Annotated in this window: 12 protein-coding genes; 9 read left to right on the forward strand and 3 right to left on the reverse strand. The window is 38.0% G+C overall.

Annotated elements, in window-relative coordinates:
- Nucleotides 1–6: 6 nt before the first annotated feature.
- The 4 genes from HCX62_RS01500 (at nucleotide 7) to HCX62_RS01515 (ending at nucleotide 4359) form a co-directional block, all read left to right on the forward strand.
- Complete coding sequence (locus tag HCX62_RS01500; protein WP_185636766.1) at nucleotides 7–2037, forward strand: leucine-rich repeat domain-containing protein; 2031 nt, start codon at nucleotides 7–9, stop codon at nucleotides 2035–2037.
- Nucleotides 2038–2069: 32 nt separating this feature from the next.
- Nucleotides 2070–2366: an EF2685/EF0750 family sortase-dependent surface protein gene (locus HCX62_RS01505; RefSeq protein WP_185504437.1), complete on the forward strand. Its 297-nt coding sequence runs from the start codon at nucleotides 2070–2072 to the stop codon at nucleotides 2364–2366.
- 42 nt (nucleotides 2367–2408) lie between these two features.
- A complete protein-coding gene (locus HCX62_RS01510) occupies nucleotides 2409–3251 on the forward strand; it encodes a WxL domain-containing protein (protein ID WP_185636767.1) in 843 nt (280 codons plus the stop codon).
- A gap of 79 nt (nucleotides 3252–3330) precedes the next feature.
- Nucleotides 3331–4359 carry a WxLIP family cell surface protein gene (locus tag HCX62_RS01515; RefSeq protein WP_185636768.1) on the forward strand — a complete coding sequence of 343 codons (1029 nt, stop codon included), beginning with the start codon at nucleotides 3331–3333 and terminating at the stop codon, nucleotides 4357–4359.
- A gap of 57 nt (nucleotides 4360–4416) precedes the next feature.
- Here HCX62_RS01515 and cbpA read toward each other — a convergent pair whose 3' ends face one another.
- Nucleotides 4417–5052, reverse strand: coding sequence for a cyclic di-AMP binding protein CbpA (gene cbpA, locus HCX62_RS01520; RefSeq protein WP_008946979.1), 636 nt, complete (start codon nucleotides 5050–5052; stop codon nucleotides 4417–4419).
- A gap of 209 nt (nucleotides 5053–5261) precedes the next feature.
- Here cbpA and HCX62_RS01525 point away from each other — a divergent pair, with 209 nt between their 5' ends.
- The 4 genes from HCX62_RS01525 to HCX62_RS01540 all read left to right on the forward strand — a co-directional run bounded on the left by HCX62_RS01525 (nucleotide 5262) and on the right by HCX62_RS01540 (nucleotide 9537).
- Nucleotides 5262–6443, forward strand: coding sequence for an iron-containing alcohol dehydrogenase (locus HCX62_RS01525; protein WP_185636769.1), 1182 nt, complete (start codon nucleotides 5262–5264; stop codon nucleotides 6441–6443).
- 82 nt (nucleotides 6444–6525) lie between these two features.
- Nucleotides 6526–8004 carry a peptide MFS transporter gene (locus HCX62_RS01530; protein ID WP_185636770.1) on the forward strand — a complete coding sequence of 493 codons (1479 nt, stop codon included), beginning with the start codon at nucleotides 6526–6528 and terminating at the stop codon, nucleotides 8002–8004.
- A 129-nt stretch (nucleotides 8005–8133) separates the two neighbouring features.
- On the forward strand, nucleotides 8134–8829 hold the full coding sequence (locus HCX62_RS01535) for a histidine phosphatase family protein (protein ID WP_185636771.1): 696 nt from the start codon (nucleotides 8134–8136) through the stop codon (nucleotides 8827–8829).
- A 12-nt stretch (nucleotides 8830–8841) separates the two neighbouring features.
- Nucleotides 8842–9537 (forward strand): histidine phosphatase family protein, encoded by a 696-nt coding sequence (locus HCX62_RS01540; RefSeq protein WP_185636772.1) that lies wholly within the window; start codon nucleotides 8842–8844, stop codon nucleotides 9535–9537.
- 42 nt (nucleotides 9538–9579) lie between these two features.
- Here the strand turns inward: HCX62_RS01540 and HCX62_RS01545 are convergent, their stop codons facing one another.
- On the reverse strand, nucleotides 9580–10620 hold the full coding sequence (locus HCX62_RS01545) for a lactonase family protein (protein WP_185636773.1): 1041 nt from the start codon (nucleotides 10618–10620) through the stop codon (nucleotides 9580–9582).
- 399 nt (nucleotides 10621–11019) lie between these two features.
- Here HCX62_RS01545 and HCX62_RS01550 point away from each other — a divergent pair, with 399 nt between their 5' ends.
- Entirely contained in the window at nucleotides 11020–11925 is a 906-nt protein-coding gene (locus HCX62_RS01550) for a magnesium transporter CorA family protein (RefSeq protein WP_185636774.1), read from the forward strand.
- A 41-nt stretch (nucleotides 11926–11966) separates the two neighbouring features.
- Here HCX62_RS01550 and gdhA read toward each other — a convergent pair whose 3' ends face one another.
- A complete protein-coding gene (gene gdhA, locus HCX62_RS01555; RefSeq protein WP_185636775.1) occupies nucleotides 11967–13343 on the reverse strand; it encodes an NADP-specific glutamate dehydrogenase in 1377 nt (458 codons plus the stop codon).
- Nucleotides 13344–13473: the final 130 nt, after the last annotated feature.

The raw sequence follows: 13473 nt of genomic DNA on the forward strand, positions 1-13473 counted from the left end.
AAAACAATGAAAATCAATTGGAAAATAGTTCTGCTTTTTGTTTTAATTTTAGCGCTTATTGCTCCGGTTTATTCGAGGGCTATGGAAACGGAAAAAGAGCTACCTAAGAGTTCGGAACTATTAGATGATGCGAAGAAAAAGGCGCCCACGTTAAAAAGCGTAAATACACCTAAAAATTTGAAAGCTAGCCCACTAACAATTCCAGCAAATAGCACGATAGCAGATTTGTTTCCCGATGAAGGGATGGCAAACACTATCGCTAATCAGCTAGGGCGAACAGAAAATAACAATTTTCAAACACCTACTAAAACGGATTGGAAAGTGGATGATGTTGTTACTGAGGTGGAGTTAAATAAAATAGTCTTCTTAACTTCAGTTGCTACTATAGGAAGTATCGAAGGCATTCAATATCTACCTAATCTTTACGATGTACGGTTATATAGTAATAAACAATGTAAGGATTTATCTCCTTTTTTAAAGGCACCAAATGGATACTCACAGTTATATCGGTTAGCTATTAATAATGGTAATATTTCAGATATTTCACCTCTTACTGAATTGAGTACACCAACGCTTAAGCATATAGACTTAGGAGGTAACAACATTTCTGATTTATCCCTTTTTCCAAAGCTGCCTAATAAATTACCTAATTTAGAAGAAATATCTTTGGAAAGAAATAATATATCAGATGTTTCGCCACTTGCTAAATTTGCCAGTACTAAAATAAAGATATTTAATTTGGATGAGAATCATATTACTGATTTATCTAGCCTTACAAATAACAAAATGCCTAATTTACAGCGATTATATGTTCGATACGAAACAGTAGATATGGAACCGGTAGTTACTTCTAGTAAGTATGAATTTTCTATACAGCCATCTATTTTCGGAACAACCAAGCCAGTTAAAATAACTGCTACTAGCCCCAAAGCAACTATTGATCCTATTACTTCTAAAATTACATATTCAGCAGAAGAAATGGCTAAAAAACCGTTTTATTACTCTCCTTTGTCTCCAGGAGTTACCTATTCGTGGGACGAGAATTTTCCGTTAAATGGTAGCAATAGCATAGTGGACTACAGGGGTAAGATTTTTCAGCCATTAACTTATATTGGCCCACCACAAGTTGTGTCTTACAATTCAGGCCTTACTTATGAGATAGGTACATCACTTACGGAACAACAATTTCTAAACGATGTCAATTTGATAACAGATCAACCAACAACAATTACAAGCGATTTTGATGTGAAACTAAAGAATCTAAACACTGTAGGTATTTACTGGGTTGCTGTCAAAGCTTCTAATATTGAAGGAAATGCGGAGGCCAATATTATGGTAACGATTAAGTATAAGCCACCAGTCATAACTGCAGATGCAGAATACACCTATTTAGTAGGAGATAAAGTAAATGCTACTCAATTTCGAGCAGATGTAAATGCAACTTTGACAGGTGAAGGAACACTAAGAGATGACTTTATATATAAAGTAAGACTTAATACGGCGGGAGATTATGTTGTAACTCTTACTTCGCCTAAAAGTGGATACTATGAGCAAGATGCAATACCTGTTACAGTTATTGTTCACGTAAAAGAACTTTTGGAATTGCAAATCCCAGATGAATTTCGAATGGATATAGACGCAAATGCAGACTCTGTGCCAATTTCAGATAAGAAACAAACGCTTAAATGTTATGGTTCGTCTGGAAAGGCTGAGTTAGAGGTGATAGATAGGCGAACTGTGCGGCAAGGCTGGACGATAACGGGTGCGATGACACCATTTACCAATAGCGGAGGCGATATACTACAAACTTCGCTAAAATATCAAAGCAAATCGCCTTCCAGTAGTCCAATTTATTTAAATACGACGAATCAACCTATCGAAAAGAAACAATCAGCTGTGACAGACCCGAAATATGATTCCACCATCGTCAATCTGGAGGACAGTTTAACCATGGAAATAGAGCCAAATGATGCGCTAGTGAACGATTCCTATGAGTCGAAAATCACCTGGACACTAGAAGATGCGCCTCGACCATAATCAGCTACAACAAATAAAAGGAGCTATCTAAATTGAAAAAAATGGGATTTATTTTAGTCTGTTGTTTATTTGTGTGCGCCTCGCCGTTTTATGTAAAGGCGAATACGGATAAGGCGACAAGTAAAGCGGGAGTGATTTTCACGCATGACCCCCGAAAACCAAAAACTGGAACAGATGACAGAAGCGGCACTTTTCCGACCAAAGTTCCTCCAAAAAGACTGCCGAAAACAGGAGATACAGCTGATTTTTATCTTGTTTTACTAGGGTTTGGTTTCATTTTAATCGCGAAAAAAGGCTATTTTAAGGAGGTGAGGAAAGAAATTCGGTGAAACAGAACGACAAAAAAGGATAACAGAAAGAGGAGAATAATAATGACAAGTAGAACAGTAAAGGTAACAACAGCGAGTTTATTAGCACTAGGATTGATTGTGGCACCAGTACTTTCTGGAGATTTTGCTTCAGCAGCCACTTCCGTAACAAAAGATTCAAAAGGGATTGTAAAATTTGATAAAAGCACAACGCCAGATCCAACTCCAGTAAACCCAGATCCAGTTGATCCAGACCCAGTTATTCCAGATCCAACTGATCCGCCGGTAGGTACAGATGGACTTTGGATTTTAGCCGTATCTGATTGGGATTTTGGTACACATAACGTATCTAGCTTATCATCTGGCGCATTAAATGTTCATGCAGCAGATGATACGATTTCTACTTATGTAGATACAAATGGTAATGGACAACAAGATTTACCAGGAGAAGTTTCTGTATCTAAAAAAGTAACACCTTATGCGCAAATTAGCGATGTTCGTGGTACAAATACAGGTTGGACACTTTCCGTAACAGGTAGTGCATTTGAAGATTCTTCCACACCAGCGAAAACAATTCCAGGCGCAGAGCTTACAATTCCGAAATCAACTGTTGGCTCGGCGACTTCCACCGCACAAGCACCAACAGGATATGATAGCGTAACGATTTCTATGACTGGCGGAGCAGCAGTTCCGGTAATGGCAGCCAAAGATAAACAAACAGCGACACCAACGAACTTTAGTGATGATGAAGGAATGGGAACATGGACAGATAGCTTTGGTTCCGCAGCAAGTTCTGCAACAGATACGTCTAAACCTAAATTATCTATTCCACAAAATGTTGTAGTAGCTGACGGAACATACGAAAGTACATTAACTTGGACTTTAAGCGATACACCAGGAGTTTAACATTTTTCAAAAAGAGAAAACTTCATTAGTTGATGTTGTTTTCTCTTTTTAAATTGAGCTATTAGGAGGAAAAAGAGATTTGAAAAAAATATTCGCTATCATCTTTGCCTGTACAGTCGCTATTCTTTGTTTTCCAAGTCAGCAGGCCGATGCAACTGAAAATAGTAGTTTTTCCGTAAAAGCAATTCTTCCTGACAATCAGGCATCTAGTGTGACCTATTTCGATTTACAAATGAAACCAAAGCAGAAACAAGCATTAAAAGTGGAAATTACCAACCATAGTAAAGAAAAAATCACTGTTAACTGCATTGCCAACACGGCTATTACCAATGAGATGGGCTACGTGGATTACTCGATACCAAACACGAAGCCAGATAAAACGTTAAAATATCCCTTTGCGGATATAGCGAAAGAAAGTGCCTCCGAGGTTACACTTGAACCAAATGAAACCAAAACATGGACGGTTACGATTCAAATGCCAGCTGAAAATTATGACGGCATTATTTTAGGCGGATTACATTTTAAGGAAAAGAAAGCCGAAGACAAAGAGAAAGATGCCGATAAAAACGATGTTCAAATTAAAAATGAATATGCCTACGTAATCGGTGTGAAACTAACTGAAAAAACTACCGTCGTAAAGCCAGAGCTAGAATTGAATCAAATTAAACCGGCAACACGAAATTACCGAAATGTAGTAGAAATGAATTTGCAAAATACAAAAGCGACCTTAGTTGGTGGACTGGCCGTGGATGCCAAAATATATAAACAAGGCAGCGATGAAGTTTTACATGAAGCCAAACGAACAGATTTATCGATGGCGCCAAACTCCAATTTTAACTACAGTGTAGACTGGGAAAATAAAGAATTAAAACCGGGAAAATATAAGTTACATTTAGTCGCCAAAAATGCCGATGATAAATGGGAGTGGACGGAAGAGTTCACTATTTCTTCAGATGAGGCAAAAAAAGCGAACAAAGTGGCTTTAGGATTAGAGAAAGATTACACATGGATGTATATAACAGGAGGAGTGCTGCTATTGCTTCTTATCATTACAGCAACATACTTTATTGGAAGACGAACAGCGAAGAAAAAACACGATGCGGAATAAATATATACAAAAAAACAGCTTGAAAATAAGGACTTAACCTTACTTCAAGCTGTTTTATTATTTTTTGATTTTTTCCGTTTCCACAACACGAAGCCCTTTGCGTTCTAAGTGGGTGATGATTTCGTTTTTTGTATCTTCGGTAACGCCAACTGGCAAGGAAACAAGCACGCGGCGGATAAAGTCTTCCGTTTGGTTGTCCAGCGTGATCAAACTCGCGATGCTCGAATAACGGTCGATGATTTTGGTGATTTTTGTTAAGGCACCTTGAACTTCACCTGTTGCAATAGTAAGAACATAACTAGTCGTTTGGACATTCCAGCCGTCTTGTAGCAAACCAAGTAATTTTCCGTGCGTTAAAATACCATAAAAGTTACCTTGTTCATTTAGAACTGCGATATATGGTAGTTCTTTAATTGTAAAAAAGACTTCAAAGAAAGATGCATTGACACAAATATGTTTCGTTGCATTTTTGATTAGGCTCATTACAGGATCGCTAAGGCTTCCACCGTTAGCAGCATGTTTGTAGATATGCATTTTATAAATATTACCTAAGAATTTTTCACCTTTTTCGTCTAATACAGGAACACAGCGATAACCAGATTCTTCTAGTAAATGGATAGCCTCTTGTAACGTAGCATCTCCAGGGACGGTTGTTAAATTTATTTTAGGGATACAAAGGTTTTTTATCAACATGTTCTTCACTCCATTCTTCTTCCCTTTCATTTTAACGTAAAGTAGGACTTTTGTATAGAAAATCACTGTTATCTGGTGCGATAATTCGGAAAAAATACGATAATTTACTTATATAAATGGAAACTTTTGGCATAAGGTTTAAATTTTCCCAAAAAAGTGTATTATTAACTATGCTATGTAAATTTGTAAACAGAAAGAAGGACGTTTAAATGCAAAAAGAAATGTTGAACTTTGATTATTATAATCCTACTCATATTATTTTTGGTAAAAATCGTTTAGAAGAATTAAATGAAGTAATTCCGCAAGATAAAAAAGTATTGATTTTATACGGCGGCGGAAGTGTGAAAAGATTTGGTACGCTTGATAAAGTAAAAGAAGTTCTTAAATCACGAGAAGTTGGCGAATTTGGTGGTATTGAAGCCAACCCTACATACGAAACATTAATCAAAGCAATCAAATTAGTAAAAGAAGAAAACTACGACTTTTTACTTGCAGTTGGTGGCGGATCCGTTATTGACGGCACGAAATTTGTTGCAGCTGGCGCATTATTTGACGGCGAACCAATGGATATTTTTGGTAGCGGCATTGGCGAAAAACGTCCGATTACAAAGGCGCTTCCTTTTGGTACAGTATTAACACTTCCAGCAACTGGTTCTGAAATGAATAGCGGCGGAGTAATTACTTTTGTTGAGAAGAAAGCGAAACTTGGCTTTGGTAGTGCTTATACGTATCCAGTTTTCTCCTTGCTTGATCCAGAACTTACGTACACACTGCCAAAACGTCAACTAGCAAACGGCATTATGGATGCGTATGTGCATGTAATGGAACAATATATGACTTATCCAGTGGGCGCGTTACTACAAGATCGTTATGCCGAAAGTCTACTACAAACATTAATCGAAATTGGCCCAACTGTCATTGAGGAAGATAATCATGATTACAATACACGTGCTACTTTCATGTGGTCAGCTACCAATGCGCTTAATGGGACATTATCAAGAGGGGTTCCGCAAGACTGGGCAAGTCATAGTTTAGGTCACGAAATTACAGCTCTTTATGGAATTGATCATGCGCGCACTTTAGCAATTGTTCTTCCATCGCTTTTAAATGTTCGTCGCAGTGAAAAGCATGATAAATTAGTGCAATATGCGGAACGTGTATGGGGAATTACAAGCGGTAGTGATGAAGAAAAAATAGATGCAGCGATTCTGAAAACACGTGAGTTCTTTGAAAGCTTAGGGGCAGGAACTAGATTTAGTGATTATGGGCTTGGCGATGAAGTTGTAGACCTTCTTGTCGATCAACTGGAACGTCACGGTTTAACGAATATTTCAGAACGTGGCGATCAAACTTTAGAGGTATCTCGTCAAATTTATACTAATGCTTTATAATAGATAACAAAACTTTTGCGTAAATCATAGAGAAGAAATTTGCTAACTTGAATAAAAAACAAAAGAAAGAAGGCGAATTTTCTTGAGTACCAAGAAGGAAAAAACATTTTTCGGGCACCCGCGTGGCCTGGCAACATTATTTAATACCGAATTTTGGGAGCGATTCTCCTATTACGGAATGCGCGCGTTATTACTTTACTATATGTATACTGCGGTATCAGAAGGTGGACTTGGATTTAGCCAATCAACAGCAACGGCAATTATGTCTATCTATGGTTCGCTAGTATTTATGTCGGGCGTCATTGGTGGATGGTTTGCTGACCGGGTCTTGGGGGCTCGTCAGACCATCTTTTACGGTGGCGTACTGATTATGGTGGGTCATATTGTCCTAGCGATTCCAAGTGGGGGAGCAGCGGCATTATTCGGCTCCATGGCGTTTATTATTCTGGGAACTGGTCTACTTAAACCGAACGTTTCTAATGTAGTTGGGGATTTATATCCAGCAGGAGATAATCGTCGGGATGCTGGCTTTAGTATCTTTTACATGGGGATTAACTTAGGTGCATTTATTGCTCCGCCAATCGTTTCAGCTGTTTCTGATAACGCTGGAAGTTACCATGCTGGTTTTGGTGTGGCGGCTGTTGGTATGGCAATTGCACTCGTTGTTTATGTTCTAACAGGAAAACGTTACTTAAAAGACGCTGGCAAAAAAGCGCCAAATCCGCTTCAAAGATCAGAAGCAAAAAGTCTTACATTCAAAATAATTGGCATTGTTTTAGGAATAGGATTATTAATTGCTGTCTTGCGTTTGATTACAGGTAGCTTAACAATTGATACGATTATTCTTGCTGTAACGGTGATGGGCGTTGGGGTTCCACTCGTTTACTTTATTATGATGATGACTAGTAAGAAAACAGAGGCGGACGAAAAATCACGCTTGACTGCATACATACCGTTATTTTTAATCGCAGTATTATTTTGGATGATTGAGGAACAAGGCTCGTCAACATTGGCACTTTTCGCGGCAGAAAGAACGGATTTATCTATTTGGGGTATGAACTTAAATCCGGCCAATTTCCAGTCGCTTAATCCAGTGTTTGTCATTACGCTTTCACCAATTTTTGCATGGATTTGGACGAAACTAGGGGACAGACAGCCATCTACACCACGTAAATTTGCACTCGGACTATTCTTCGCAGGTTTATCATTCGTTGTTATGATGCTTCCAGGTATTTTGCACGGAAATACGACAACACTTGTAAGCCCGCTTTGGTTAGTACTAAGTTTCTTCATCTGTATCTTTGGTGAAATGTTTATCTCGCCAGTAGGTTTATCTGCAACAACCAAACTTGCACCAAAAGCTTTTGCATCTCAAACAATGAGCTTATGGTTCTTGTCAGATGCGATGGGCCAATCATTCAACGCCCAATTAACACAATACTTTAATGCTGACACAGAAATTGCTTACTTCGGAATCACAGGCTTCGTAGCAATAGCCTTTGCAATAGCATTATTCATTATCGCGCCATTCTTGAAAAAGTATATGAAGGGCGTTCATTAAAAGAATTAAAAAACACTTTCTCGATTTTGGAGGAAGTGTTTTTTTGCGTAGAAAAATAAATTAGTTTGCCATTAACTCCTAAGATTGCTACTATTAAAGGGAGAAGTGATAATTTAAAGGAGTGTATACATGGAATCAGCAAGTAGGGTAGTTATTTATTTAACGCGACATGGAAAGACGATTTTAAACACACTTGACCGGGTGCAGGGCTGGGCTGACTCGCCTTTAACCGAAGAAGGGGCACTCGTTGCGCATGATTTAGGTCGGGGCTTGAAGGGGACTAATTTTGTAGCCGCTTACGCAAGTGACCGGGGACGCGCAATCGAAACCGCTCGAATTGTCATGAATGAAAGTGACAACCAACATTTAAAACTGGAAAAATTGGCTGAGATGCGTGAATTTGGTTTCGGTAAATTTGAAGGAGAATATAACCATGCAGTATTAAAAATGGTTGCAAAGGCGCACGGTTTTGAATCAATTGAAAGTTATTACGATAAAAATGCTGAAAATAATGCTAATATTGTGATTGATACAGTGCACAAAATGGACGAAACTGGAATGACGGAAAACTCGGTTATTTTTGAAGAAAGATTAACTGCTGGGCTTGATGCAATTCTTACAGATGCGCAAAACCGTGGTGGTGGAGAAGTTTTAGTCGTTGCGCATGGTATGGTTATTCATCGTATTATTGACATGATTGATCCGAGTAAAAAAATAAGGATTATTGAAAATGCTAGTGTGACCAAAGTTATTTTTGAAAATGGGGCGTATTCTATTGAAGAACCGGGGAATATGTCGTATGTAGAAGCTGGTAAAAAAGCATAAGGGGGAGTTTAAATGACAACAGGAAAACTGAATGTGTACTTAGTTAGACACGGTAAGACGATGTTCAATACATCTTGTCGCGTGCAAGGGTGGTCAGATACACCATTAACAAATGAAGGAATCGAAGTGGCAGAATTTTTAGGACGTGGACTTCGCGAGATTCCATTTGATGCAGTTTATACGAGTGACCGTGGCCGGACGATTGAAACGGCTGGAATCGTGTTACGCGAAAGCAAACAAGCACATTTAGAAATCAATGAATTACGTGATTTCCGCGAGTTTGGTTTTGGTAAATTTGAAGGTGAGTATGAAGATATTATGTTTGGCCAAGTAATGGAATATCTAGGCTTCAAGTCAGTGGAAGAGGCTTTTGAAAAATTTGGTGATGATGGTTACCAAATCATATCTGAAACGGTGGAAAAAATTGATGAAACTGGCATGTCCGAATCTTGGGATACAATGGTCAGTAGATTGAAAAACGCGTTAGAAACAGTTAGCGCAGAAAATCAATCGGATAACGCCAATGTACTTGTTGTTTCTCATGGCATGGCGATTAATACGATTATTTCTTTCTTCGATAAATCCTTAATTAACCCAGAGCTAGCAAATGCGAGTGTTACAAGACTCGGCTTTGAAAATGGCAAATGGACCATTGAAGCTGTGAATGATTTAAGTTACATTGAAGCAGGAAAAACAATTTTAGTATAAAAAAATCCAGAATGGTTTAAACGCCATTCTGGATTTTTATTATTATTTTACGAATTTAATACAAACTGGTTCTGGAACTTTTACATCTTTTTGAAGTAATGTAAGAGCGCCAGTTTCTTTATTAACACCAAAAACAGTTACGTTATTGCTGTTTTCGTTTGTTGCAACAAGTATTTCGCCAGTGAAATCAAGGTCGAAGTCACGTGGACCTACGCCTTCTACTGGAGTTGTAGCTGCAAGTGTTAATGTACCGTTTTCAGCAACTGCAAAGCTAACGATAGCATCTTGGCCGCGGTTAGAAACATATAGGAAACGACCATCTGGAGAAATATGGATTGCGCTACCTTTATTTTCTTTGTCAAAACCTTCTGGAAGAGAAGCGATTGTTTGAATTACGTTTAACGCGCCAGTCGATTTATCATATTCAGCAAAAATGACTTCGGAAGTTAATTCCGTCATGATATATACATATTTAGCATTTGGATGGAAAACAAGGTTACGAGGGCCGCTTCCAGGTTTTACATCTAATTCCGTTACTTTTTCAAGTTTGCCAGCTGTAGCGGAGTAAGTAGTTACTTTGTCCGTTCCAAGGTCGCACGTAATTACATAGTTTTGGTCTGGAGTGAACCCAGCAAAGTGAGCATGCGGTTTTTCTTGGCGTTCGTGAACACTTTTACCAGTATGCTGAATAGTTGAAACAGAAGGCTTTAACACGCCGTTTTCTGTTGGATAGCTTACGATTGTACCTAAGTGATAGTTAGCGGAAACAACGATAGAACCATCATGTGACGCATCAACGTAACATGGTGGGTTACCTGTTTGAACATCTTGACCTATGAAAGTAAGAGAACCGTCTTCTTCAACAGAAAAAGCTGCAACGCCACCTTTATCGCCATCTTTTGCTACAGAATAAACGAATTTTTCGTCATCTGAAATTTTAAGATATGTTGGGTTGTCCATTTTTCCAGCTAATTTATTTTCTTTAATTTCGCCAGTCGTTTTGTCGATTACTAGGCGATAGATACCTTGGCTTTCGACTTTGGTATATGTACCAATATAAGCAGTTGCTTCATTTTTTGACATGCCAATTCCTCCTATAAATAAGATATTTCCTAGTTAATTATAGCATAGTAAAGAAAAGATGGAAAAATATCACGTTTGTTGCATTAATATTACACTTTATTATTAATGCACTTTATTAGCCTTTTATGAAATGTTTCTGTAACAAAAGTATTGACTTAGACATAAAAGTAATGTAAGATATAATTATCCCATAGAGATTGTCATTTGAAATAAGCTAATTGAAATAAATTACTTCCCCCATAGAAATATTGATAATTGCTTATTTCAAATAAACACTCCTTTTAAGATAGTTGTAGCACAGAATTTCCCAGATTCTGTGCTATAATTATGTAGATTTAGAGATGCTCTTTTATAGAGGCTCTCTTTTTTTATGACATCAAGGAAAGTAGGATGAATAATATGTCCATTCAAACCATTTTTGGTAGCGGAAAATATAATTGGATTAATATCGATACAGACAATACGGAAAATTTAGCGGATTTTTATGAAAAATACCAGATTGATAATGAGGTAATTGCTTATTCTATTGATAGAAATGAACGAGCCCATTTTGAATATGACCAAAAGACAAATACGTTTGTGGTTGTGTTTAATGTACCGGATCAAAGAAAACTTGATAATCATTATGAAACAATTCCGATGGTTTTTATTATAAAAGATACGCAATTAATTACGATTACAAACAATGATAATCAGTATATTACGCGGAAAATGAAGCAATATTTAGCGGATTCCGACACTGTCACTATTTTTCAATTTTTATTTAGTAGTTTGTATTTTGTTATGGATGCATTTTTTCCGTATGTGGAAGAAATGGATATGGAGAGAAGATTGATTAATGATAAATTGAAAATTAAAACGACGAAGAAAAATTTGTTGTTATTGTCGGATTTAGAGACGGGGATTGTTTATTTTGTTTCGGCGTCTAAGCAAAATGCGGCGCTACTTGAACAAATGAAATCTCACTTGATTTACCGAGAACTAAATGAAGTGGAAAAAGAACAATTTGAAGATGCTTTAATAGAAGCAAAGCAACTTGTGGAGATGACAGGATTAAGCTCAGAAATATTACAGCAATTGTCAGGTACGTATAATAATATTTTGAATAATAATTTGAATGATACGATGAAAATTTTGACGGCATTATCTATTTTGTTGACGGTTCCTACGATTATTACGGGGTTCTTTGGAATGAATATGCCACTTCCGCTAGAACATAATGCTTTTGGATGGCTTGTAACGATTTTGATTAGTGTTGTTTTGTGGTTTGGACTTTCTTTTATTTTACGAAAATTAATGCGATAACAAAAAAAGCCCTTCTTTCAAATGAGAGAAGGGCTTTTGCATTAGATGATGCCGTGAGAAATCATTGTATCTGCAACTTTCAAGAATCCTGCGATGTTGGAGCCGATAACTAGATTACCAGGAGCGCCATATTCGCTTGCTGCATTACTTGAGTTTTTATAAATATCTTTCATGATGTTTTGTAAATGTTCGTCGACTGTTTGGAATGTCCAGCTCATGCGCGTGCTATTTTGAGCCATTTCAAGTGCTGATACTGCAACACCACCAGCGTTTGCCGCTTTTGCTGGGCCAAATAGTACTTTGTTTTCATGGTAAATGTCGACTGCTTCAAGTGTAGAAGGCATGTTGGCACCTTCTGCAACAGCGATAACACCATTTTTTACAAGCGCGCGGGCTTGATCGGCGTTGATTTCATTTTGAGTTGCACATGGTAGAGCGATGTCACATGGAACGGACCACACGTCGCCACCTGCATAATATTCAGCAGAAGGGTGGATCGTTGTGTATTCGCTAATGCGTTTGCGTTCTACTTCTTTTAATTGTTTCACTGTTTCTACTTTAATACCTTCTTTGTCATAAACGAAACCAGCAGAGTCACTACATGCAACAACTTTAGCGCCTAATTCGTGCGCTTTTTCGATAGCATAAATAGCAACATTTCCTGAACCAGAAACGACAATTTTCTTGCCGCGGATAGATTCGCCAGCTGCTTCTAACATTTCAACAGTGAAGTAAACAAGACCATAGCCTGTTGCTTCTGTACGAGCTAAACTTCCGCCGTAAGTAAGGCCTTTACCAGTAATTGTACCAGCATCATAAGCGCCGCGAAGACGTTTGTATTGACCGAATAAGTAGCCGATTTCGCGTCCGCCAACACCGATATCACCAGCGGGAACATCTGTATCAGGGCCGATATGTTTTTGTAGTTCTGTCATAAAGCTTTGACAGAAACGCATTACTTCTGCATCTGTTTTTCCTTTTGGATCAAAGTCAGATCCGCCTTTACCGCCACCAATTGGCAAGCCAGTTAAGGAGTTTTTGAAGATTTGTTCAAAGCCAAGAAATTTGACGATGCTTCCTGTTACAGAAGGGTGGAAACGAAGACCACCTTTATATGGACCAATTGCGCTATTAAATTGGACCCGGTAACCGCGATTTACGTGTACTTTGCCAGAATCATCCACCCATGGAACTCGGAAACTGATAAGGCGTTCGGGTTCTGTTAACTGTTCTAAAATACCATTTGCTTCGTATTTAGGTTCTTTTGCAAGAGCTGGAATAACAGAGTTTAAGAATTCTTCAACTGCTTGGTGGAATTCCGTTTCGCCAGGATTCCGTTGTTTAATTGTTTCAAACACTCGAGCTGCATATTCTTCGGCTGCCTTTGTGTCGTTTTGGATAGTGGATGTTTGTGCCATACTATAATCGCTCCTTGTTTAAATATTTTGACTATAAGGAAAAGTAGAAAACCTAATGCAAATACACGTGATGTTATAAAATGGAAAAACATCGGCTTATCTGCGTCAAGTAGGTCAACTTTTCTTACCT

The organism is Listeria swaminathanii (assembly GCF_014229645.1).
Lineage (GTDB): Bacteria > Bacillota > Bacilli > Lactobacillales > Listeriaceae > Listeria > Listeria swaminathanii.